This is a genomic window from Cryobacterium sp. TMN-39-2, from assembly GCF_004402745.1.
Lineage (GTDB): Bacteria > Actinomycetota > Actinomycetes > Actinomycetales > Microbacteriaceae > Cryobacterium > Cryobacterium zongtaii.
Genome location: NZ_SOFX01000024.1, coordinates 1 through 23,846 on the forward strand (window position 1 = coordinate 1; position 23,846 = coordinate 23,846).

Sequence of the window (23,846 nt, forward strand, 5' to 3'; positions counted from 1 at the left end):
CCGGCTCAGTGACTTCCTCATTGTTAACCCGGACGCCAAGAGCTAATTGCCCCGCAGCTCGTCATCGAGCCCGGAACGAACGCCGGTGGATTTGAGTCGTCTTTCCCGCCATTCGTCGCGCATCGACGAATGACAGCTTGGTCTCGTATCCCATGGGTTATGAGGCACTAGGTTATGCGACAGCTCTCTCCAAAAATTGCATTCGCGGAGGCCTTCATGGTGGCGAACACCAGAGACCTGTCTTGAATCGCAAATCACTGGATAGCCGAAGGCCAGGCCTCGGTAGAGGGCGACGTCCCACCCTGATCGACCTCGCGTGCGGCACTAACCGAGTGAGCGCCGGCAGACTGCCAGAGCGATGGCGTCCCGGACCGGCACGCGCGCGGCATCGTCTAGTTGTACGCTCGGTCCCCGAACGAGTACCTTGGTACAAGGTTGCGACAATTGGGGGTATGGTCCATGGGCTTTGTGTTGGGATTCATTGGCGCGATGACAGCGCTTCTCCTTGTGACGTTCTGGTACGGATCCACCAGGAGGCGCCGTGAAGTTGAAGTTTTCGCTTTCATAGAGCGCATTGGCCTGCCCATGACTGATCACGTGTATAGCCGCGTGGATCGACGCCTGCGTGCGCGTTCCAAAGGGGCGACGGCCGGTGGTCTGATCTCGCTGTTCGCGTTTGCCGTTCTCTTCGGAATCACGCTGGACTATTGGCCGATCGGCGTCGCGGGAGCATCTACGACTGGCATTCTTACGGCCGCGCTGGCCCTGGGAGGAGCAGTGTCTGCCCTCGGCCAATTCACCGCGCCGCAGCCGGGCGCTCCGCGATTCGCTCGAGCACAATCGCCTTCCCTCGGTGACTATGTGCATCCAGGCTGGGTGCTTGGCGCGGCAGTTCTGGCCGTGGTCAGTGCAGCGCTTTCGATCGCGCTCTTTATCGGTCTCAGGCCAACGACGCTGCAAGGCGGCTTACCGCTAGGGGCAGTGCTCGCTCTGGCGGTTCTGGCCTTGACCGGAATCGTAGCTGTCGCTGCTCTGAGTTCGATGCTCTTGGCGGTTCCGCAGCCAGCGTCGAGTGAGCTTGAGCTCCAGTGGGACGACGCTCTTCGGGCGTACGCTCTTCGCGACCTGTGGATCGCTTCCATTGCCCTTAGCACTGCGGCGTTCGTAGCGGGCTTCTCGTGGCTATTCGACTACAGCTCGCCGTTCGTCTTCGTGGGACTAGTCGTCGGGCTGTCACCTTTGTGGTTGGTGAACCTTCCCGTCAGCCGCCGGCCCATTGGGCGGCTATGGGAGCCCTCCGCTACCACCGATCCGAGCCGATGCTGACAATCGACCCGACCTCGTCAACTCCGCCGTACGAGCAAATACGAATACAGATAGCTGACCTAGTACGAGACGGAGAGCTCGTTCCCGGAACACGTCTGCCGACCGTGCGTCGGCTCGCTGGTGACCTTGGGCTAGCGCCCAACACGGTGGCGCGTAGCTACCGAGAGCTTGAGCGGGACGAAATCATCCAGACGCGCGGTCGGCATGGTTCCTACATCGCGATGCACGGCACCTCCAATCAGCGTCACGCCCAGGCAGCCGCGCAAGCGTACGTCCTGCGCCTTGTAGAACTTGGCATCGGCATGGACGAAGGTCTCGAATACGTTCGGGCTGCGTTCCAATCGAGATAAATCGACGCGACGAGAAAGGGTGTCTCGTTTCCCATGGGTTTCGAGGCGCTCAGGTTGCGAGACATTTCGGCCCGTTGGATCACCGAAACACTCCCCGGCCGTCACCGCAGGGCAGGTCATTCCACCAGCCGGTAACCCTGCACTTCTGGAGCTCCGCGCAAGACGTGCTTCATGATGACCCGGCCGTACCAGCCGATGTCGAACTCGTACTCGGCGCCAACTTGAAAAGAGGACGCTAGCTCCTCTTGCTCATCGGAAGTCACACCTCTGGAAATTCCCAAGGGACCGCAGTTCGCCGTCAAGATGACAACCGCAGGCGTCGACACCGACCCTCTCAAACCGCCCGACGCCGTCCTCGGCTCCGCCGATACCACCACACAGCGCACGCTTTCAACATCAAAGGTGTTCCACACCGGGCTGAACAATACACCCACAGCAACCACGACCGTAAAAAGGAAAACTGCCCAGGACAACGACCTGACGATTCGCTTAGTGGCCTTCGGTTTTGCAGGGCTACCCGTTGTCGGCATTTCGTTGTACACCTTTTCCATTACCAGCCACCTGTATGGAGGCCCGATGACGGTCCGGAAGGCCCGCTCCCGAATCATTGAATGGCACCGTCTGCTAAACCTATCGAATGCGGCACCCCAGGCCACGGGGACAGCCGTTCGGCAAGTCCCAGCGTCTCGAAACCCTACCGATGCGAGGCAGGTCCAGATACGAGACAAGTCAGCTGCCGCTTGTCGCTTGAGCAAGCGATCTTTGACGTCTCATATCCGATGGGTTACGAGGCGCTCAGGTTACGAGACAAACGCTGTTGGGTGGTGGCCCCGTGACAGTCATGATGAAGGTCGGGACCCGGGGCATGCAAGTCTGGCGACGAAATGAGATGCAAGAGCTGCGCTCAACATCAGGGCAGCTCCTCGCGCGGTGTCGCGCGCGGCGAGAGGCGTGCCGCTGCGTCTGAGGGAGGCGCGGGAGATCCGGGCCCCGGGCAGCATTACGAATGGTGCGGTAACCAGTCCGGCGGTATATCGCTTGAGAACAACGGAGGCCAGGACGTGGGTGGCCACATGCGCTTCTAAGCCCGCTGTGACAGCGCGATACAGTCGTGACTTGCCGTTGCTCTGTATACCCCGAACGCACGCCCCTCCGACGAGCAAGCCCATTAAAGCAATGGCGATCAAGGACTGGGCCGGAGTTACCAGAATGCGGGAGGATCCCAACCGCGCGGCGATGATCCTTGATGTAGCCGGGAACGTGAACGCCTCCTCCGCATCGTGTATCAGCCACGCAATGAAGAGCGATGCTGCGGAGGTTCGCATGCCAACGGGTGTTCTCTTCACGGGGGAATCGTACTGCGCAACAGGAGCAACCCGAGGATGAACGATTCTGGCTGTCAGAGTCAATCAGCGACGGTTCAGACGGTTTCTGGTGCCTCATATCCCATGGGTTTCGACACACGGGTGTTACGAGACAAGACCGAAGTGCCCAATGAGCGAAATATAGGACAGGGGATTCGACCCGGCCCATCGCACGGCAATGAATGACGCTGCGGCAGGCCTAACTCTCTCAGTCGCGCAGCGGCCGGCCATACGGATAGTCCACCCATTCGCCCGGCACGCCATCACCGGCCACTGCCTTCGCACCGTCCACGACCGTGTGATAATCAGCTGGAAAACGGGCGCCCTGTAAAACAGCATCGATGTTCACGTCCTGTTGAACCTTGCCATCCTTGAATCGGACGTCGTACGAAAGGTGCGTACGACCAAAAATAAGTGAACGGCGCTTCCTGGTGACAACGGTGGCCCTAACCGCAACAGGCAGAGTTTCTCCCACTTCAGATCTGTTCATCAATTTCGACCAGGAGACTCGGCAACGCGCAGATTGCTATTCGGTTGAAAGTCTCCTGAGGGCCCAGCATGCCCATTGACTCCTAAACAAACCATTGCCCACGCTCCAGTCCTGTTGTCTGTCCTGACGGTACCGTGTCGCGGCGGCGATCTTCGACGTCTCATAACCCATGGGTTTTGAGGCAGGTCGGTTATGGGACAACAGCGCGCTGCAAGAAATCTCGCCTAATAGCCGATTGGCAAGCGACGGCGCGCTACTCAGGGGTGTCGAAGTCTTCTACATTTACCAGCACAAGGAATGTCGGCGCATTCGAGTCGCACTCATCGAAACCTGTTAACCGTGCAGGTTCTGGGGACTCGTCGATCACCTCGCGATCAATGAGGTAGCCCCTACTCTCAGTCAGCTTTTCGCCGAGAGCGACGGTGCCATGCGCGCTACTGACAGAAGCTTCGTCGGGCAGATACTGGTAACCGAGCGGCCAAATTATCGGGTAAACCGCACCGTCTGACAGCTCCAGAGCTACGCAGCCATCTACCGCCGTGACCGTGCCAGCAACATCCTCGTACTCGTACTCGTACTCTCCAGGAATGCTGCCTGTAATGATGCGCGCACCACTGACCGTTGTGGGGTTAGCGTCCGTAACGGTGGCCGAATCGCTATCCGCTGACTCCACACATCCCGCAAGCAGAATCGTGGTTGCAAGCAACATCCCGGCTCCCCAACGCTCAGACACTTTCATCCCGTCACGGTTGAACACTAAGCCACCTCCGCTGCGCATGGACCTGAACCTAACAGGCTCCCAACCCATGGGGCATGACGCGCGGAGGTTTCAAGACATCTAGCGAGCGATGCCCTGCAGGCGACGAGGCAGAAGCACCTCCCGCTGTTCTAGACGGATGATGCTGTCTCGTATCCCTACCGATACGAGACAGGTCAGGATGCGAGACAAATCAACTGCCGCTCGTCGCTTAAAGGGTTAAAGGGTGAGTTCCCGCGTCTCGAAACCCATGGGTTATGAAGCAGCTGGGTTGCGAGACACATCAGGGGGCCGCTCAGGGACGAAGTGAGCTCGTCAACTCGTCTAAAATGACCAGGGTATTACTCGACGTTGTCGGGATTGACCGGAATGTTCGAGCGCAATGTGCCCCCTGATTAGGGCTAGAGCTTCCATCGGCGCTTTTTCTGATTGGGTTCCCAAAGGGGACGCCACCCGAAAAACTGTCGCTCCAATGCCTCTTCGTCGAGACCGCGCGGTATCCACTCGAATTGCCACTCACTCGCCCGCTCTTCGAGATAGCTTCCATCGTCGATATACAAATTGCCAGGGGATCCGGGAGTTGGTGTCGGGGCGATAACCATTCCCCACCAGTCGCCCACGTACTCGGGATAGATAAGGACGTACCGCCCCGCCCAAGGGCCAGCGTTGATCCGCGCCACACGCCCTTGGTGGCCCCAAAACTCTTCTCCCCCTAGCCACACGCGAAGCACCACGTCCCCCTGTGAAACGACTTCATAGTCATGGTGCCCATTCAACCCGGTTGTCGAGAGAACCGGGTACCTACAGGCACCGGCGTCCTGCAGCGAGACGTCGCATATCCCAACAGATGTGAGACAGGTACCAGATACGAAACAAGTCACCTGCCGCTCGTCGGGTGAACAGGAGGGATTCTTCTACGTCTCCTATCCCATGAGATATGAGGCAGTTAGGTTTCGAAACACAACACCCGCGTGGGAACGCGGCGAGCAGTGTCGTTTTCCGTACTTGGCGGCACGAATATGGCATTCGCTTGTACAGCCCGTCTGGGCCCGTAGCTGGGGTTGAAGGCCCAGGAGAGGCGGATGGTGCGAGGTTTTGGGGCGAGGCAGGCGTGAGCGAATATTCCGCGAGGCCGAACACGCCGTTCCAGAAATGCTCTCCATGGTCGGTTCGAGGGCTGCAGGGACGAAGCTGGCGTTGGACCTAGTTGCAGCTACAACACTACGTATGCGCAATCGTGGTAGCCACGCCCGGCCTCGATGCTGGCAAAAGCACCTCCGGCATCAAGGCCTCGGCTAACCTGTGGTCTGGTTCGACCTTAAGGATTTCCCAATTTGAGAGTTGGACAGGGTTGACAGCATTGGACGTGAATCTGTTCCAGATAGTCGCTGGCTGTGTCTGTTTTGGCTTTGGCATCCTGCTGATAATTACCAGGGTTCGTGTTGCTCGTTTGAATGCCGACTTGCTCAGAGGTCTTTTCGGCAGATTCGGGGAATCGTCGGCCCGCAAAAATACGCCCAAGAGCACTGCATGGACTGCTGCGGGTTGTGCAGCCATAGGGAGCGTGATTGCTATCAACGGCCTCGTCAAACTGCTCCAATGAGTGCTTGTTGCACTGACAACGCCGTCCAAAGAGAGCGACGGCGCGCTCAGCGACACCCCACTCTTGCTCGCCCAGCGTTGGTCGCTCCACGTCTCCCATCTGAAGGCTAGTTAGGTCGAAACACTGGCGCCGAGCCCACCTGACTCGCCCGACATGAAGCTCGATGACGGAACGTCCTGCGAAGGAGCTCCAGCACGTCGCCGGTTGTCTCGAAACCCTAGGGATGCGAGACAGGTCCAGATACACGACAAGTCACCTGCTGCTCATGACGTGCACAGCAGTGATCTGGTGTGTCTCGTATCGCATGGGTTCTGAGGCACTCTGGTTGCGAGACAGGTCCCATAAGGGCTTCGGTCCGATTCCAGTTCTGGGCACCGACGCTTGGAGAGCGTTCCTAGTGGAGGAACACCTGAGGATGGGAGGGGCCCGTTGGGTCGCGACGGCCCTCCCCGGCCGTCAATACAACCTCATTCACTCGACCAGCCGATAAGCCCCCACTGATTGAATTTGGTGAAGGACGTCTCTCATGATGACCCGGGAGAACCAACCGATGTCGAACTCATACTCGGCGCCAGCTTCAAACGAGGACGCTAGCTCTTGTCGCCCGTCGAAAGTCACTCCCTCGGTGATTGCGAGCCGACCGCAGTTCGACGTTTGGATGAGAACCGAGGGTGTCGATGCCGACCCTCTCGATCCGCCTGACGACGACCTCGGCTCCGCCGACACCACCTCACAGTGCACGGTTTCAACAGCCACCGAATCCAACTGCTGGCTGAACATCACACCCACAAAAACCACGACCATAAGAAGGAACGCGACCCAGGACAACGACCTGCGGATTCGCTTAGTGGCCTTCGGTCCTGCAGGGTTACCCGTTTTCGGCATTTTTTGTTCACCTTTTCCACTGCGACACTTGCATGGAGGCACGTTGACGGTCAGGAAGCCCCGCTCCGCCCGGCTCCAATCCCGTGTTCCCCGGAGCAGCGCCGAGCCCGCCAAAACGCTCGACCAGCGGCTCCGCTGAACTTCTCGAACGGGCCTTACTCCAGCTGTGCAGAAGAGCATTAACTGGTGCAGACGACCTCTAATACAGAAACCGCTCGCTAAACCTATCGAATGCAGGACCCCAGGCCACGGGGACAGCCGCATGACGAGTTTTCGTGTCTCGAAACCCTAGGGATTCGAGACGTCTCCTCGCCGTGATCTGGACTTCCTCCGAAATCACCTGAATCTCACTACGGGTCGAGTCTTACAACTACGGTGCATAACCCTCGACGTGAATTACAGTGCGCATCGTTAGTTATGAGACGACTAAGGAGTGCTGTGATCAAGCTGATTGGCTATGCGCGGATATCGACTCGGCAGCAAGATACTGACGTGCAGCGGGCCGAGCTCTTGGCGGCGGGTGTGCGGCGTGACGACCTATATATCGATCAGGGGAGTTCCGGAGCGCGGGCAGCTCGTCCTCAGTTTTATGCCGCACTCGCAGCGCTTGAACCTGGCGACACATTCGTGATCGCGACGCTGGATCGGCTGGGGCAGTCGACGCAGAACGTTCTTGCCGTCTCCAAAAGGCTTAGCGACCGAGGCGTTGAGCTTCGCGTCCTCGATCTGGGCGGCGAAGACGTCGACACAGGGACACCGATGGGATCCATGTTGTTCACAATCTTGGCTGCTCTCGGGCAGATGGAACACGAAATCAAGCGTGAGCGTGTGCTCGACTCGATCGATAGACGCCGCAAGGCCGGCAAGAACCTTGGTGGCCGACCGCGAAGAATCACGAACCGACAAATCCGCAACGCCAACCGACTCATCGAAGCCGGAGAACCAACGGCACAGGTCGCACGCGACTTCGGGATGTCCCGCGCCACGTTCTACCGCCGGGCCCGCACCCTGGGACTGTTGCCAGATCAGTCCGGTGACGAGACCCCGGAAAATGACGGTGCGAGTTAACGAGTACAGAACTCCCACGAGCTGGTCTGCGGTGTGTTCGAACTAGATGGCAGAAGTCCGAAGTTGCGTGTCACGTGACAAATGTTGTCGCGTGACAGTCCAGTCCGGACAAATTGCCAAGGTCGGACACGCGTAATTGCGCGGAAGTAGCTCCGTGCAAGGTCGATGGTTTTGCCACCGCACATCGGACACGCGATCCTGCCCCACCCCACAGTGAGCAGAAGCGCGCAGCCCCGCACGGCCAGCTCGGGCGGTGGCGCGACTCAAAGAGCGACCGAGCACAGGCTGAGCTCACATCAGCTCGACGAGCCTCGCCAGCGCCGGACGGGTGTGGATCGCAAGACGTTCGCGAGCGTCGTCCAACGCAGCGGAATGCGGGTATCCCGGCGGCACTCGCGCAGGGTTGAGCGCAACCCCGTCCGACCACGCCTTGATGTCGGGCTGGGCAGTGAAGTTGATCGCGGCCCGGGTGCCGAGAACGGTCGCTTTCGCCCACTGGGACATCGAATTGCCGTAGTTCGAAGGCGGGCAGAGCCGGTTCTTTTCGGCATCGTCGGTGCGGGTGGCCTCGACGTACCCGATCAGGGCGGCGCCGAAGCACGGGAAGCCCGTCCGGATCGGCTGAAGCGTGATGTCCTCCTGTCGCCACACTGGGACGAGGGGTGGGTACTTCAGGCCGTCCGCCGCGGCGTGCACGACGAGGGCATCATCCGCAACCCGCATGGCGCCGTCGGCGAAGGTGAGCTTGCCGCGATCCACAGACTCGATGTGCCCGCGGCGGACGACGTTTGAAATGGAGCGAAGCTGGTCGAGCTCCCACGACGCGAGAGTCGGTGTTTTGGCCATTGTCGGCATGACCGAGCGGTCGATACGCAGAAGGATCCCGGCGTCCTCGAGCTGCAGGAACAAGCTGCTGAGCGAGGCCGCGCCCTCGGACATCTGCATGACGTCGGCGGCCATGCTGAGGAAAATTGCGGGCTCGGGTTGGATGAGCGCGCGGTTGAACATCCACGGGTCGCGAGGCCGGACCCAGCAGATCGCGTCGGGGTCCACTCCGCGAGCAAGCAACCAGATGCAGGCGTCGCTCGCGGTCTTGCCGGCGCCCACGACGACGTACCGGCTCGGCGCCTCCTCCAGCCGCGCGAGGTCGTTGATGGGCAGGACGCGAGCCGCGTCGGCGACATCGAAAGGCGGTGCCGTCTCGGCCGGGATGCTGGGAGCGAGGTAGTGGGCGTTCACGATCCGGCATGTCTCGGGCACCTCGAGCTGAACCCCTGCGATATGCGAGACGACGGTGTGGTCGCCGTCGAAGTGACTGTTGGGCAGAAAGTCGACCTTGCCCGTCTCCAGCATCCGGTCGAGCATCTGCCCGTAGTACGCGGTGATCTCGGCCTGGTTCGCCCGCTCCTGAAGCCCGGTCTCCGGTCCGCTCACCTGGAGCTTGCCGCCACCCAGCATGCGCGAGGCGACGCCGTAGAACGCCGAGGCCTGATGCAGCCTGATGAACGGGTACGCCTCCAGCCAGTGCCCGCCGACCCCGTGACGGCGGTCGACCATCGCGACGCGCACGTCGGCGTGGTCGATTAACGTGTCGGTGAATGCCATCCCCATGGCACCCGCGCCCACCACAAGGTAGTCGGCTTCAAGGGTTCGAGCCATGTGTTAACGGTGGCACTCGCTGGGGGCCGCGTCAACGGCACAGGAGTCGACGCAACGAGGAGCAATCCGCTCCTACCCACGGGGAATGGAACGGAGTCGTCGCAACAGTTTCATGGACTGCCGCGGGATGAACTCCCGGAAGTGGCATGCCGTTTGTCCGAACTAGGTGGCAGGAGTCCGAACTGGCGTGTCACGTGACAAATGTGCCCCCAGGCAGATTCGAACTGCCGCCCCTGCCTCCGGAGGGCAGTGCTCTATCCCCTGAGCTATGGGGGCCCAGGAACCTCTAGGTTAGCATCCCTGGGCGGACGTCTTTGCGCCGATTGGTACGCCGGTTACTGGGCGGCTGACGAACACGCGCAGCTGGACAGGGCGGTTAGAACGGGGGAGGCTCTTCGCCGCTGCGTCGAGACGCGGAGGCCGACCGCTTGGCCGGGGCCGGCAGCTGTGGTTCCGGTGGCGTCGCTGGCGTGGCCGCCGAGCTGCTGGGGCCGACTGGTCGTCCGTCGTACCCGGCGAGGTACGCGGCGGGGTCGTAGGTGGTGGGGTCGGTGTTGGTGGGTGCTGAGGTGTAGGTCTTGCCGGCGGGGGTGGTCCAGGTGAGGGCGCCGCCGGGGCCTTGGCGGGTGGTGAAGCTGGATTGGTGTTTGAGGCGGTGGCAGGCCTTGCAGAGGTGGACGAGGTTGTCGACGTCGGTGGGGCCGCCGGTGCACCAGGGCCGGGTGTGGTCGATTTCGCTGAGGGTGGCTCGCCGGTTGCAGCCGATGCCCTGGCAGGTTCGGTCGCGGGCGGCGAGGTAGCGGCGCATGTCGGCGGGCGGGTTGTAGGTGTCGCGACCCATGCTGAGTCGACAGCCGGTTTCGGGGTGGGTGAGGATGCGGGACCAGCTGGTTGCCGTGCCCGCGATCCGGCGGGCGGTTTCCGGGTCGATGGGGCCGTAGCCGTCGAGGATGGCGGGTTCGTCGCTTCTCCCCAGCAGGGTCAGGGCCGGCACCGTGATGCTGACCGTGCCGCGGATGCCGTGGCCGAGGCCACCGGGTCCGACACCGTCCAGGAGCAGGTCGCGGTAAGCGTCCGCGCGGCGCTGGTCCTTGCTGCGGCAGGGGACGGGGGAGTCGGAGCCGGGCGCCGGGGCGGCGTCAGCGTCGAGGTCGAGGTCGAGGTCGAGGTTGGTGGCGATGTGGCTGAGCCGGTCATAGATCGCTTGGGCGTCTTCGGCTTTGAGGTAGGCGTTCAGCCACGCCATCCCGTCGGCGTCCGGGCTGAGCACCACCCGGCGCTTGACGAAGCCGGCGTCGGCACGGTCCGGCAACGGCACCGGATGCATCCGCTCCAGGATCCGGCCGGCGACCCGGACGAACTGGGTCGAGGTCAGTTTCTCTGCCGCGGGCAGGACTTTGGCTTCGAACGCACCCAGGATCTCTTCGGGGACGCCCTCGGTGAGGGTGAGCATCTTCACCGCGTGGCCCCAGGTGATAGTGCCGCGGCTCAGGGCCTGGTGGAAGCCGGGCAGTTGGCCGGTGAGGCGGGCGGCGTCGAAGATCATCATGCCCGCCGTGGTGGCCGTCAGCCGCAACGCCCCGGCCGCCTCGGCAGCCATACTGCGGCGGGCGAGCTCCTCGTCATCCCAAGCCGGACCGTGCGCGCCGGTATCGGGGTCGTTCCGGCCGGACTCGACAGGGTCCCCGGACAGCCCCTCGATGATGCGCCGCTGGTGGCCGAGCCGGTCCAGCTCGGTCAGCAGCCGGCTGCGTTCGGCGTAGCCGGCCGCGATGACTTTCTCGTTCTCGATCAGCGGGTCGATGACCGCGCTGATCTCCGCCGCGACAGGATCCACCGCGGGGTGCGCAGGGTCATCGGGGGTGTGATCGGGAGTGGCAGCTGAGGTGGCCATAGGGACAGTGAAGCACCCAGCACCAACACACCCCGGCCCAGAAACCAAGCTGTGGAGAGGTCGCAAAAGTCCGCCCTGTGGAGGAGGGGCGAACGACCGAATAGCCCTACAAGTTACCGAGAACCGTGCTCATGACGCGCTCGGCGTCGCCGGGCTCGATCATGGCGGGGGAGGAGACGGCCACCCAGTACCCACCGGTGAAGACCTGAGCGGTCCCGGTACCGGCACTGAAGTAGCCCTCCACGTCGGGAGCGCTGCCGTAGGTCGGCACGACTTCGCCGCCGGCCAGGGCCGCATCCTTCAAGGTATTGGCGAGCGCCTCGTTCGGCATCGCCACTGATACCTCGATGACCTCGCCGCTGGAATTGTTGATCCAGCCGCAGGCGATGCCGTTATAGGTGGTCGCGGTCACGGCCGTGTCACTCGACGCTGAATAACCCGGGTCGACACTCACATTGGGGTTGATCTCGTAGACGTCGTCCGCCGTGAGGACCTGGTCGCAGCTCTTGTCCACGGCGGTGCCTTCGGCTGCCGGCGCAGGGGTGGCCGACGCCGTGGGCTCCGCCGTGGCGGTGGGCTTCGACGTGGCAGTGCTGGTCGGCTTTGCGGTGGCTGACGCGGTGGGCTCCGTGTCGCCTGCCGGTGCGCATCCGGCCAGGGCGATCAGAGCGAGCGAAGCGCCGGTGAGGGCGAGTGCGGCGCGCAGTCGGCGGCCGGTGGCGAAGGAGGACGAGCTGGAGTGGGTCACTCGTTGACCTTACCAACCGGGACGGCGGGTAAGCTTGTTCGCCGTGACCCCTGCCGAACTCTCCCAGTCCCTGCTCGACCTCGTCAACACCCTGGTCGAGCGCCGACGAGTCGAAGGGGCGGAGATCGCAGATCTCGGTCTGGTCGCAGCCGACATGTCGCTGGAGCGCCCGCGCAACCGCGACCACGGTGACTGGGCCTCGAGCGTCTCGATGAAGATCGCCAAGCCGCTGGGCACCAACCCGCGCGCCGTGGCCGCCGAACTCGCCGCCGGCCTCGAAGCCATGCCAGAGGTCGCCTCCGTGGAGATCGCCGGCCCCGGCTTCATCAACATCCGCCTCGAGGCATCCGCCGCCGGTGCCCTCGCGCAGACCATCGTCAACGCCGGCCCGGTCTACGGCACCGGCCACCTCTACGACGGCATCAAGATCAACCTCGAGTTCGTCTCGGCCAACCCCACCGGCCCCATCCACATGGGTGGCGTGCGCTGGGCAGCCGTCGGCGACAGCCTCGCCCGCGTGCTGATCGCCGAGGGCGCGGATGTGACGCGCGAGTACTACTTCAACGACCACGGCTCGCAGATCGACAGGTTCGCCCGCAGCGTGCTGGCCGCCTACCTGGGTGAGCCCACCCCAGAAGACGGCTACGGCGGAGCGTACATCGGCGACATCGCCGACAAGGTCGTCGAGATCTACGAGGGTGACATCGCCGTCCTGCCCCGCGACGAACAGCAGGAAATCTTCCGCTCCATCGGCGTGGACCTCATGTTCACCGAGATCAAGGAGAAGCTGCACGGCTTCGGCGTCGACTTCGACGTGTTCTTCCACGAAGACTCCCTGCACGAATCCGGCGCCGTCAACCGCGCCATCGAGCGCCTGCGCGAACTCGGCCACATCTTCGAGGAAGATGGCGCCATCTGGCTGCGCACCACCACCTTCGGCGACGACCGCGACCGAGTCATCATCCGCTCGAACGGCGAACCGGCGTACATCTCCGGCGACCTGGGCTACTACCTCGACAAGCGCGAGCGCGGCTTCGACCAGAACCTGATCATGCTCGGCGCCGACCACCACGGCTACATCGGCCGCATGATGGCCATGGTCGAGGCGTTCGGTGACGTGCCCGGCGTGAACCTGCAGATCCTCATCGGCCAGATGGTCAACCTGCTCAAGGGCGGCGAGCCGGTGCGGATGTCCAAGCGCAACGGCACCATCGTCACCCTCGACGACCTCGTCGACGCGGTTGGCGTGGACGCCGGCCGTTACTCGCTGGTGCGTTCCTCGAGCGACTCCCAGCTGGACATCGACCTGGACCTGCTCGGCAAGCGCACCAACGAGAACCCGGTCTTCTACGTGCAGTACGCGCACGCCCGCACCTGCTCCGTCGGCCGCAATGCCGCCGATTCCGGCGTGGACCGCAGTGCGTTCGCCCCCGAACTGCTCACCCACGACAGCGAGTCCGCGCTTCTCGGTGTGCTGCAGGAGTACCCGCGCGTGGTGGCCCAGGCCGCCGAACTGCGCGAGCCCCACCGCGTGGCCCGCTACATCGAAGAGGTCGCCGGCTACTACCACCGCTGGTACGACAACTGCCGGGTCATCCCGCTCGGCGACGAGCCGGTCACCGATCTGCACCGCACCCGGCTGTGGCTGAATGACGCCACCGGCCAGGTCATCCGCAACGGCCTGGGTCTGCTCGGCGTCTCGGCGCCGGAGCGCATGTAGGTCGGAGCGCTCCTTCGTGACGAGCTCGACACTGCCCAAACGCCGCCGGCCCGCTCGCCGGCTGCTGGTGACGTTGGTGGTGTTGCTTGCGCTGGTGGGCATCTTCTTCGCCGCCGACGCTGGCCTCCGCGGCTATGCGCAAGACCGCATCGCCAGCGAGATCGATGCCGGCCTGCCCGCCGGTGTCGCCGGCGATGTCGAGGCGGCGATCGGCGGCACCTCGGTGATCGTGCAGTACCTCACCGGCAGTTTCGAACGTGTGGTGCTCACCGCGCCGACCCTGACCGTCAACGACGTGCCGGCATCCGTCTCGATCGTCGCCACCGGCGTGCCCACCGACACGACCCAGCCCATCGACCATGTCAACGGCACCATCGACCTCGACCAGGCCGCCCTCAACACTTTGCTGCAGTCCGCACTGGCCGAAGCGGATGCCGCCCCTGCCGCGCGCAACGCGGAACTCGAGCTCGGTACCGACCAGGTCACCTACACCGGCGAGCTGAGCGTGTTCGGCCTGGCCGTCGGCTACCAGGCCACCGCGACCCCCAGCGTCACGGACGACTCACTCGTGCTCACCCCGACCGACGCGCGGGTGACCTCCGGTGCCGGTGGCCTGGACGTGAGCGGACTGCTGGACCTGGTGCTCGGCAACGAGCCGATCAGCGTGTGCCTGGCCGGTTACCTGCCGCAGGGCGTCACACTCAGCGATGTGCAGACCACAGCGGAGCGCGCACGCATTACGCTGGAGTCGAGCACATTGACGCTCACCGAACAGTCGCTCACCACCCTGGGCAGCTGTTCCACCGCTTGATTCGGCGCGCGCAACTCGCAGTCGCTAGAATTCCGGTAGATTCCCGCGCCTCTTTCGGCGCGTCTCTTCGCTGGCTTCAGGGACCAATCCGGGTTCGCTCGCCACTTCGTGAGACACCCACTTGACTCCTGTGAGGTTTTCACCCGTGGCCCATAATCCACTCGCCCCCGAGTGGCTCAGCTCTCCAGCTGATGCCAACACGCTCGCCGACGGCCTCTGGCCCTCCTCCGCGCACCGCTCCGACGCCGGCGCGATCACGATCGGCGGCGTCAGCGCCCCCGAGCTGGCGGCCGAATTCGGCACCCCGCTGTACGTGATCGACGAGACGGATGCCCGCACCCGCGCCGCGGAGCTGCGCGCCGCGTTCGACACCGAGTTCGCCCGCATCGGCACCACCGTCAAGGTGTACTACGCCGCCAAGGCGTTTCTCTCTACCGAGGTCGCCCGCTGGATGGTGGACGCCGGCCTGAACATCGACGTCTGCAGCGGCGGCGAACTCGCCGTTGCCCTGGCCGCCGGTGTTGAACCCGGCCGGATCGGCTTCCACGGCAACAACAAGTCGCACGCCGAGATCGACGACGCCACCCGCCTGGGTGTGGGCACCATCATCATCGACAGCCCGGTCGAGATAAACAGGGTCGCCGCGGCCGCCGCCCGGCACGGGGTCGTGCAGAACGTGCGCCTCCGCGTGAACAGCGGCGTGCACGCGCACACCCACGAATTCCTGGCCACCTCGCACGAGGACCAGAAGTTCGGTGTGGTCTTCGAGGACGCCCCGGCCCTGGTCGCGGCGATCCGCGCCGAACCGAGCCTGAACTTCCTCGGCCTGCACTGCCACATCGGCTCACAGATCTTCGGCGTCGACGGCTTCGCCGAGTCGGCGTCGCGCCTGCTCAGCCTGCACGCCGAGCTGCTGACCGACGGCCCGGTCCCCGAGCTCAACCTCGGCGGCGGCTTCGGCATCGCCTACACGAGCACCGACGATCCCAGCCCGATCGCCGACCTGGCCGCCGGCCTGGCCGACATCGTCGCCGCCGAATGCGCGCGCCGCGGCATCGCGGTGCCGGTGATCGCCATCGAACCTGGCCGGGTCGTCATCGGACCGGCCGGCGTGACCCTCTACGAGGTGGGCACCACCAAGCCCGTGCGCATCGGCGAGAACACCCGGCTCTACGTGAGCATCGACGGCGGCATGAGCGACAACGCCCGCCCCGCGCTCTACGGCGCCGAGTTCTCGGTGCGGCTCGCCGACCGGGTGTCGGATGCCGAGCCCGCGCTGGTACGCATCGCCGGCAAGCACTGCGAAAGCGGCGACATCGTCGTGGACGCAGACTACCTGCCCGGGGACGTGGCGCCGGGAGATCTGGTGATGGTGCCCGCGACCGGAGCGTACTGCTGGTCGTTGGCGAGCAACTACAACTATCTGGGTCGGCCGGCCGTTGTGGCCGTCTTAGACGGAAAGGCCAGGGTCATCGTGCGCGGGGAGACGATTGACGACTTACTGGCGCGGGACGCAGGTCTAGCGAGGTCGACTCACAAGGTCACGACAAGCTCGACCAACGGAACTGGGGCGACAAGCTCGACCAATCAAATGAAGGAAACTACCCGATGATCGAATACCGCAATCTGCGTGTCGCCCTGCTCGGCGGTGGTTCGGTCGGTGCCCAGGTGGCCCGCCTGCTGCTCGAGCACCGCGACGAGCTCGCCAACCGGGTGGGCGCGAGCCTCGAACTCGTCGGCATCCTGGTGCGCGATCTCGACGCCCCACGCACCGTCGACCTGCCCCGTGAGCTGTTCACCACCGACGCGGACTCGCTGATCCTCGGCGCCGACATCGTCATCGAGCTGATGGGCGGCATCGAGCCCGCCCGCAGCTACATCCTCACGGCGATCAACTCCGGCGCCGACGTCGTGACCGCCAATAAGGCGTTGCTCGCCCAGCACGGCGCCGAGCTGTTCGAAGCCGCCGACCAGGTGGGCGCCCAGCTCAACTATGAAGCCGCCGTCGCCGGCGCCATCCCCATCGTGCGGCCGCTGCGGGACAGCCTCGCCGGTGACACCGTCAACCGGATTCTCGGCATCGTGAACGGCACCACCAACTTCATCCTCGACCGGATGGATGTGGCCGGCGACAGCCTCGAAGAAGCCCTGGCCACCGCGACCGAACTCGGCTACGCCGAAGCCGACCCCACCGCCGACATCGAAGGTTACGACGCCGCGCAGAAGGCCGCCCTGCTGGCCAGCCTGGCGTTCCACACCAACGTGCCCCTCGAGAAGGTCTACCGGGAGGGCATCACCCAGGTCACCCCGCAGCAGATGGAGTCGGCACGGAAGGCCGGCTACGTCGTGAAGCTGCTCGCGATCTGCGAACGCCTCACCGACCCGGAGACCGGCGAACAGGGTGTCTCTGCCCGCGTCTACCCGGCCATGGTGCACCGCGGCCACCCGCTCGCTTCGGTGCACGGCGCGAACAACGCCGTCTTCGTCGAGGCCGAGGCCGCCGGCCCGCTGATGTTCTACGGCGCCGGGGCCGGGGGAGTGCAGACCGCTTCCGCCGTGCTCGGCGACCTCGTCTCCGTCGCCCGCCGCCACGTGATGGGCGGCCCTGGCTACGCGGCCTCCAGCCACGCCGACCTGCCGGTGCTCGACATCGGCAAGGTCACCACCCGATACGCCGTCACCCTCGAGGTGACGGATGAGCCCGGCGTGCTCGCCACGATCGCCGGAGTGTTCAGCAAAAACCACGTCTCGCTCGCGCAAGTCGAACAGTCGATGACGCTCGAGCAGCCCGGAACCGCCAGTCACGAGCCCGTGTCGGGCACAGCTACCCTAGTCATTGGAACGCACGAGGCCACGGAGGCTGCGCTTGCCGCGACCGTGAACGACCTTGCCGCGAACAGTGTCGTCACCAATGTCGCATCCGTTTTGAGAGTTGAAGGAGTCTGATGTCCAGCGAACGAGAGACCGGTCAGCACCAAATGGTCAAGACCCCGTCCCGTCAGTGGCGCGGTGTGCTGCGCGAGTACGCCGACAGGCTGAACGTCAGCGACGCCACCCCGATCATCACGCTCGGCGAAGGCGGCACCCCGCTGATCCCCGCCGCCGCGCTCTCCGCGCGCACCGGCGCCAAGGTCTGGGTCAAGTACGAGGGCATGAACCCCACAGGGTCGTTCAAGGACCGTGGCATGACGATGGCCATCTCCAAGGCCGTCGAAGACGGTGCCAAGGCCGTCATCTGCGCCTCCACCGGCAACACGTCCGCGTCGGCCGCCGCCTACGCCACCCACGCCGGCATCAAGGCCGTCGTGCTGGTGCCGGAGGGCAAGATCGCCATGGGCAAGCTCAGCCAGGCCATCGCACACAACGCACAGCTGCTGCAGGTGCAGGGCAACTTCGACGACTGCCTCGACATCGCCCGCGACCTCGCCAAGAACTACCCCGTGCACCTGGTCAACTCGGTCAACCCCGACCGCATCGAGGGCCAGAAGACCGCCGCGTTCGAGGTCGTCGAGGTCCTCGAAGACGCCCCGGACATCCACATCGTCCCGGTCGGCAACGCCGGCAACTACACCGCCTACTTCCGCGGCTACAGCGAAGAACTCGCTCGCGGCGCCACCACCAAACTGCCCCGGATGTTCGGATTCCAGGCCGCGGGCAGCGCCCCGATCGTGCTGGGTCACCGCGTGGAGCACCCGGAGACCATCGCCAGCGCCATCCGCATCGGCAACCCGGCATCGTGGGACCTCGCCCTGAACGCCCGCGAGGTCAGCGACGGCTACTTCGGCGCGATCAGCGACGAGAAGATCCTCGAGGCGTACCGCATCCTCTCCGCCGAGGTGGGCATCTTCGTGGAGCCGGCCTCCGCGATCAGCGTGGCCGGCCTGCTCGAACGTGCCGACGCCGGCCAGATCCCCCAGGGCGCCACCGTGGTGCTCACCGTCACCGGCCACGGCCTGAAGGACCCGCAGTGGGCACTTCGCACCGCGGACGGCAGCGACGTGAAGCCCACGATCGTTCCCGTCGACACCGTCGCCATCGCCGAGCTGCTGGGTCTGGGCCAGAAATGACCACGGCGCTCCCCGTCGTGGGACGCAATGCGCTGGCGGGCCGTTCGGTCGTCGTGAAGGTTCCGGCCACCACCGCAAACCTGGGCCCCGGCTTCGACACCCTCGGCCTGGCCCTGGCTCACTATGACCACCTGCAGGTCGAGGTGACCGACGAGTCCGGCGTGTTCGTCGAGGTTCACGGCGTCGGCGCCGGGGAGGTGCCCACCGACGAGACCAACCTCGTGGTGCGCGCCATCGCGCACACCTTCGCCGCCTACGGGATCCCGTTGCCGGGGCTCAAGTTGGTCGCCGAGAACGTGATCCCGCACGGGCGTGGCATGGGGTCATCCGGTGCCGCCATCGTTTCGGGCATCATGGCTGCCAAGGGCCTGCTCGAGGGCATCGTGGAGATCGACTCCGACGCGCTGCTCGTGCTGGCCACCGAGATGGAGGGGCACCCGGACAACGTGGCGCCCGCCCTGTTCGGCGGCCTGACCATCGCCTGGATGACGCCGGAGGGCCCCAAGCACAAGAAGCTGATGGTGCACCGCGGCGTCTCGCCGATGGTCTTCGTGCCCGTGCACGCCATGTCCACCGCTCTGGCCCGCAGCCTGCAGCCGGAGTCGGTGCCGCACGAGGACGCCGTCTTCAACCTGTCGCGCTCGGCGCTGCTCATCGCCGCGCTCATTCAGAGCCCGGAGCTGCTGCTCGCCGCAACCGAGGACAAGCTACACCAGAGCTACCGGGCCGCGGCGATGCCGGAGACCAACCGTCTGATCACCCTGTTGCGCGAGCACGGTTTCGCGGCCGTCGTCTCCGGCGCCGGTCCGTCGATCCTGGTCCTGGCCAGCGACCCCGGCCAGCGCCTGGTGGCCGCCGACCTGGTGGCCCGGACGAGCGAGACGCCCTGGGAGACGTTGATGCTGGCCGTCGACTTCAAGGGTGCCACGGTCATCCGCACCGACGCCTAGCTTCGGCCGAGACCAGAGCCCTTTCCCGCTTGGCGGGAAGGGGCTCTTCTCGCGTGTCGGCGCACGCGCACTGCCGACCGAACCTGCTAGAGTGGTTGCGCACCCGATAGAAACCGCCACCGCGGATCTGTTCTCTGGTGTATTCCCTGTAACTCACTGCTATCGCGTTTTTGTGCGTGGCTGTGTGTGTTCACTCCAATCCGCCACTGTGTGGGACTGGATCACCCGCAGCCCACCGGCGCTGCAACATCTTCTCTGGCCAATTCGTAAGAGCCAGGGGGAAGGATAAAACTTCGTGACCAACGTCAATCTCCACGCCAACGGCGTGGACATCTCACGCCTGACCACCCTTCGCGTCGCCGAGCTTCAGGCTCTGGCGGGCGAACTGGGTATCCAGGGCGCATCCAAACTTCGTAAAGGAGAGCTCGTGGACGCAATCACCGCGAACCAGTCCGACACGACCGAGTCGGCTGCAGCTACCGACGCCGCCGTCATCGACACCGCCGTCACTGACGCACCCGCGCAGGCCGCCCCGGTGGAGGCCGCCGCTGTCGTCACCGACGTACCCGCCGAGACCGCGCCCAAGAAGCGGGTCTCCCGCCGGGTGAGCACCGCCACGTCGGCTCCCGCCGTCGCCCACGTCAACGCCGACGGAGATCTGGGCCTCGGCCTGATCGTCCCGGAGACCGCGAAGACCCGCAAGACCACGGCCCCCACCACCTACGCCGGTGCCACCGACAACATCGTCGCCGACGCACCCGTCGTGGAGAAGCCGGTCCGCCAGGCCCGCAAGCGCGCCAGCACCGCCACCATCACCGAGGCCGCCATCGCCGAGGCCGTCGCAACCGCGAACGCCGCCGAGGCCGCTGCTCCGGTCGCCGAGACCACCGCAGCCGTCGCCGCCCCGGCCGCAGAGCCCGCCACCGAGGCGCAGGCCGGTTCCGGCCGCAACCGTCGCGGCAACGGTCGCAACGAGAACCGCAACGAATCGCGGAACGAAAACCGCAACGAATCGCGCAACGGCGGACGCAACGGCGGCAACAACCGCAACAACAACAACAGCGCCGCCACCGCCCGCAACGCCTTCGATGCGCGCAGCATGATCGACGCCCAGAACGCCGAAGACGGCTACGAGGCTCCTGAAGAACTCGAAGCCGCACCGGCTGCGACCGACTCGGCCGACTCCGCCGAGAGCACCGAGTCGCGCATCCAGCGTCCGGAGGGCGTCGTGCGCGCCGAACGCTCCGAGCGTGGCGGACGCCAGCGCAACCAGCGCGGTGCACGCGCCGAGCAGACCGAGCAGGCCGAACCGACCGAGCAGGTTGAACCGGCCGAGCAGGTCGAACCGACCGAGCAGTCCGACAGCAGCTCCACCGAGCAGTCCGACGAGCAGGCCGAGCAGCCCCGCCAGGGACGCAGCCGCAACCGCAGCCGCGGCGGCGACCGCAACCAGCAGGGCGACCGCAACCAGGGCGACCGTGCCCAGGCTGACCGTGCCCAGGGTGACCGTGCCCCGCAGACGTCGGATGACCGTGGTGCCGAGCGTGGCGACGACCGCCAGCAGAACCAGCGCCAGGCCGGCAACCGCGGCCAAGACCGCCAGCAGCAGGACCGCCAGCAGCAGGATCGCCAGGGCGACCGCCAGCAGAGCGATCGCGCCCAGCAGGAACGCCAGGGCCAGGACCGCAACCAGGGCCTGGACCGCAACTCCGGCCCGGAGGACGAGCTGAACGGTCGCAACAACCGCAGCCGTTTCCGTGACCGCAAGCGTCGCGGCGCCACCGCCAACGACGACTTCGAGCCCGAACTGACCGACGATGACGTGCTCATCCCGGTCGCCGGTATCCTCGACGTGCTCGACAACTACGCCTTCGTGCGCACCTCCGGCTACCTGCCGGGTGCCAGCGACGTCTACGTCTCGCTCGGCCAGGTCAAGAAGTACAACCTGCGCAAGGGTGACGCCGTCGTCGGCTCGATCCGTCAGCCGCACGAGGGTGACCAGAACGGTCGTCAGAAGTACAACGCGATCGTCAAGGTCGACTCCATCAACGGCCTGACCGTCGAGGAAGCCGCCAGCCGCGTCGAGTTCCAGAAGCTCACCCCGCTCTACCCGCAGGAGCGTCTGCGCCTCGAGACCGAGCCGGGCAAGCTGACCCAGCGCATCATCGACCTCGTCGCCCCGATCGGTAAGGGCCAGCGCGGCCTGATCGTCGCGCCGCCCAAGGCTGGCAAGACCATCGTCATGCAGCAGATCGCCAACGCCATCGCCACGAACAACCCCGAGGTCCACCTCATGGTCGTCCTGGTCGACGAGCGCCCCGAAGAGGTCACCGACATGCAGCGCACGGTGAAGGGTGAGGTCATCGCCTCCACCTTCGACCGTCCCGCCGAGGACCACACCACGGTCGCCGAACTGGCCATCGAGCGCGCCAAGCGTCTCGTCGAGCTGGGTCACGACGTTGTCGTGCTGCTCGACTCGATCACCCGTCTGGGCCGTGCTTACAACCTGACGGCCCCGCCGAGCGGTCGGATCCTCTCCGGCGGTGTCGACGCATCCGCGCTGTACCCGCCCAAGCGTTTCTTCGGCGCTGCCCGAAACATCGAGAACGGTGGCTCGCTCACCATCCTCGCCTCCGCACTGGTGGAGACCGGGTCCAAGATGGACGAGGTCATCTTCGAGGAGTTCAAGGGCACCGGCAACATGGAGCTGCGCCTGTCGCGCCACCTGGCCGACAAGCGGATCTTCCCGGCCGTCGACGTCAACGCATCCGGCACCCGCCGCGAAGAAATGCTGATGAGCGCCGATGAGGTCAAGATCACCTGGAAGCTGCGCCGTGCGCTGGCCGGACTCGAACAGCAGCAGGCTCTCGAGGTCATCCTGGGCCGGCTGAAGGAGACCTCGTCCAACGTCGAGTTCCTGATGCAGGTTCAGAAGTCGATGCCGACCCCGAACGGGTCAGACAAGGATCACTGATGTTCGAGTCTGTCCTGACTCTGCAGGCTGAGCACGACGAACTGCAGTCCCAGCTGGCGGACCCGGAATTGCACGCGAATCCGGCCCGTTCCAAAAAGGTCAACCGTCGTTACGCCGAGCTCAGCCGCATCATCGCGGCGTGGAACGAGTGGAAAGAGATTGGCGACAATCTCGAGGCCGCTCGGGAACTCGCCGACGAGGATGAATCGTTCGCCGACGAGATCCCCGGTCTCACCGACCAGCTGGAGGAGGCAGCCGAGAAGCTGCGTCGCCTGCTGATCCCGCGTGACCCGCTGGACGCCCGCGACGTGATCATGGAGATCAAGATGGGGGAGGGCGGTGCGGAATCCGCACTGTTCGCCGCCGATCTCCTACGCATGTACCTGCACTACGCGGAGTCCAAGCGTTGGAAAACCGAGATCATCGAGCAGACCACCAGCGACCTCGGCGGAATCAAGGACATCCAGTTGGCCATCAAGGGCAACTCGGCTGACCCCGCCGAGGGTGTCTGGGCGCACCTCAAGTACGAGGGTGGCGTGCACCGTGTTCAGAGGGTGCCGGCCACCGAGTCGCAGGGACGCATCCACACCTCGGCGGCGGGCGTTCTCGTCTTCCCCGAGGTCGATGAGCCCGAAGAGGTCGAGCTGCACCCCAACGACCTCAAGATCGACGTCTATCGTTCCAGCGGCCCCGGCGGCCAGTCGGTGAACACCACCGACTCCGCCGTACGGATCACCCACCTTCCCACCGGGATCGTGGTGGCCATGCAGAACGAGAAGAGCCAGCTGCAGAACAAGGAAGCGGGTATGCGGGTCCTCCGCGCCCGCGTCCTCGCCCGGCAGCAGGAAGAGATCGACGAGGCCGCCTCGCTGGTGCGTAAGGGCCAGATCCGCACCATGGACCGGTCAGAGCGCATCCGCACGTACAACTTCCCGGAGAACCGCATCGCGGATCACCGCACCGGGTACAAGGCATACAACCTGGACACCGTGATGAACGGCGCCCTGGATGCCGTCATCGACTCGTGCATCACCGCCGACGAGGCCACCCGCCTCGCCGAGATCGGCGACCACGACTAGCACCTGCTGCACCAGAAAGGGCGCCCCTGCTTCGGCCGGGGCGCCCTTTTTTGGTGGCCCGCCGCCCTAAGAAAGCGGTGCGGTCGGGGAACGCTAGGATC

At 64.9% G+C, this 23,846-nt stretch carries 19 protein-coding genes and 1 tRNA gene; 12 read left to right on the plus strand and 8 right to left on the minus strand.

Annotated features, from left to right (window positions below):
• Positions 1 to 489 precede the first annotated feature (489 nt).
• Both E3O57_RS07445 and E3O57_RS07450 read left to right on the plus strand, forming a co-directional pair.
• Positions 490 to 1,326, plus strand: coding sequence for a hypothetical protein (locus tag E3O57_RS07445; RefSeq protein ID WP_133159712.1), 837 nt, complete (start codon positions 490 to 492; stop codon positions 1,324 to 1,326).
• Positions 1,320 to 1,676, plus strand: a complete 357-nt coding sequence (locus tag E3O57_RS07450) for a GntR family transcriptional regulator (protein ID WP_103460698.1) — start codon at positions 1,320 to 1,322, stop codon at positions 1,674 to 1,676. The genes E3O57_RS07445 and E3O57_RS07450 overlap by 7 nt, the downstream gene beginning before the upstream one ends.
• 116 nt (positions 1,677 to 1,792) lie before the next feature.
• Here E3O57_RS07450 and E3O57_RS07455 read toward each other — a convergent pair whose 3' ends face one another.
• The 4 genes from E3O57_RS07455 to E3O57_RS07470 form a co-directional block, all read right to left on the minus strand.
• On the minus strand, positions 1,793 to 2,227 hold the full coding sequence (locus E3O57_RS07455; RefSeq protein ID WP_103460697.1) for a hypothetical protein: 435 nt from the start codon (positions 2,225 to 2,227) through the stop codon (positions 1,793 to 1,795).
• Positions 2,228 to 2,515: 288 nt separating this feature from the next.
• Positions 2,516 to 3,001, minus strand: coding sequence for an HXXEE domain-containing protein (locus tag E3O57_RS19235; RefSeq protein ID WP_103460695.1), 486 nt, complete (start codon positions 2,999 to 3,001; stop codon positions 2,516 to 2,518).
• Positions 3,002 to 3,248: 247 nt separating this feature from the next.
• Positions 3,249 to 3,515: a hypothetical protein gene (locus tag E3O57_RS07465; protein ID WP_133159714.1), complete on the minus strand. Its 267-nt coding sequence runs from the start codon at positions 3,513 to 3,515 to the stop codon at positions 3,249 to 3,251.
• Positions 3,516 to 3,783: 268 nt separating this feature from the next.
• Positions 3,784 to 4,287, minus strand: a complete 504-nt coding sequence (locus E3O57_RS07470) for a hypothetical protein (protein WP_103478775.1) — start codon at positions 4,285 to 4,287, stop codon at positions 3,784 to 3,786.
• A gap of 1,237 nt (positions 4,288 to 5,524) precedes the next feature.
• On the opposite strand from E3O57_RS07470, the gene E3O57_RS07475 reads away from it, so the two are divergent.
• The gene (locus tag E3O57_RS07475; RefSeq protein ID WP_133159715.1) at positions 5,525 to 5,890 is read left to right on the plus strand and encodes a hypothetical protein; all 366 of its coding nucleotides are present in this window, start codon (positions 5,525 to 5,527) and stop codon (positions 5,888 to 5,890) included.
• A gap of 1,323 nt (positions 5,891 to 7,213) precedes the next feature.
• The gene (locus tag E3O57_RS07480; protein ID WP_103478777.1) at positions 7,214 to 7,843 is read left to right on the plus strand and encodes a recombinase family protein; all 630 of its coding nucleotides are present in this window, start codon (positions 7,214 to 7,216) and stop codon (positions 7,841 to 7,843) included.
• Positions 7,844 to 8,134: 291 nt separating this feature from the next.
• Here E3O57_RS07480 and E3O57_RS07485 read toward each other — a convergent pair whose 3' ends face one another.
• The 4 genes from E3O57_RS07485 to E3O57_RS07500 all read right to left on the minus strand — a co-directional run bounded on the left by E3O57_RS07485 (position 8,135) and on the right by E3O57_RS07500 (position 12,144).
• Complete coding sequence (locus E3O57_RS07485) at positions 8,135 to 9,502, minus strand: NAD(P)-binding protein (RefSeq protein WP_103460685.1); 1,368 nt, start codon at positions 9,500 to 9,502, stop codon at positions 8,135 to 8,137.
• A 204-nt stretch (positions 9,503 to 9,706) separates the two neighbouring features.
• A tRNA-Arg gene (locus E3O57_RS07490) sits at positions 9,707 to 9,778 on the minus strand.
• Between the two features lie 100 nt (positions 9,779 to 9,878).
• A complete protein-coding gene (locus tag E3O57_RS07495) occupies positions 9,879 to 11,396 on the minus strand; it encodes an HNH endonuclease signature motif containing protein (RefSeq protein ID WP_103478778.1) in 1,518 nt (505 codons plus the stop codon).
• Positions 11,397 to 11,502: 106 nt separating this feature from the next.
• Positions 11,503 to 12,144: an iron ABC transporter ATP-binding protein gene (locus tag E3O57_RS07500; protein WP_103478779.1), complete on the minus strand. Its 642-nt coding sequence runs from the start codon at positions 12,142 to 12,144 to the stop codon at positions 11,503 to 11,505.
• 43 nt (positions 12,145 to 12,187) lie between these two features.
• Between E3O57_RS07500 and argS the strand changes: the two genes are divergently transcribed.
• The 8 genes from argS (at position 12,188) to prfA (ending at position 23,745) form a co-directional block, all read left to right on the plus strand.
• Complete coding sequence (argS, locus tag E3O57_RS07505) at positions 12,188 to 13,864, plus strand: arginine--tRNA ligase (RefSeq protein WP_103478796.1); 1,677 nt, start codon at positions 12,188 to 12,190, stop codon at positions 13,862 to 13,864.
• Positions 13,865 to 13,880: 16 nt separating this feature from the next.
• Entirely contained in the window at positions 13,881 to 14,675 is a 795-nt protein-coding gene (locus E3O57_RS07510) for a DUF2993 domain-containing protein (RefSeq protein ID WP_165787870.1), read from the plus strand.
• Between the two features lie 145 nt (positions 14,676 to 14,820).
• Entirely contained in the window at positions 14,821 to 16,287 is a 1,467-nt protein-coding gene (gene lysA, locus E3O57_RS07515; protein ID WP_103478780.1) for a diaminopimelate decarboxylase, read from the plus strand.
• Positions 16,284 to 17,621 (plus strand): homoserine dehydrogenase, encoded by a 1,338-nt coding sequence (locus E3O57_RS07520; protein WP_088455436.1) that lies wholly within the window; start codon positions 16,284 to 16,286, stop codon positions 17,619 to 17,621. Before lysA ends, E3O57_RS07520 begins: the two co-directional genes overlap by 4 nt.
• Positions 17,621 to 18,742, plus strand: a complete 1,122-nt coding sequence (gene thrC, locus E3O57_RS07525) for a threonine synthase (RefSeq protein WP_370028224.1) — start codon at positions 17,621 to 17,623, stop codon at positions 18,740 to 18,742. Before E3O57_RS07520 ends, thrC begins: the two co-directional genes overlap by 1 nt.
• Entirely contained in the window at positions 18,739 to 19,692 is a 954-nt protein-coding gene (gene thrB, locus E3O57_RS07530; RefSeq protein WP_088455437.1) for a homoserine kinase, read from the plus strand. Before thrC ends, thrB begins: the two co-directional genes overlap by 4 nt.
• 295 nt (positions 19,693 to 19,987) lie before the next feature.
• Entirely contained in the window at positions 19,988 to 22,666 is a 2,679-nt protein-coding gene (gene rho / locus E3O57_RS07540; protein ID WP_174776320.1) for a transcription termination factor Rho, read from the plus strand.
• Positions 22,666 to 23,745, plus strand: coding sequence for a peptide chain release factor 1 (prfA, locus tag E3O57_RS07545; RefSeq protein ID WP_088455438.1), 1,080 nt, complete (start codon positions 22,666 to 22,668; stop codon positions 23,743 to 23,745). The genes rho and prfA overlap by 1 nt, the downstream gene beginning before the upstream one ends.
• Positions 23,746 to 23,846: the final 101 nt, after the last annotated feature.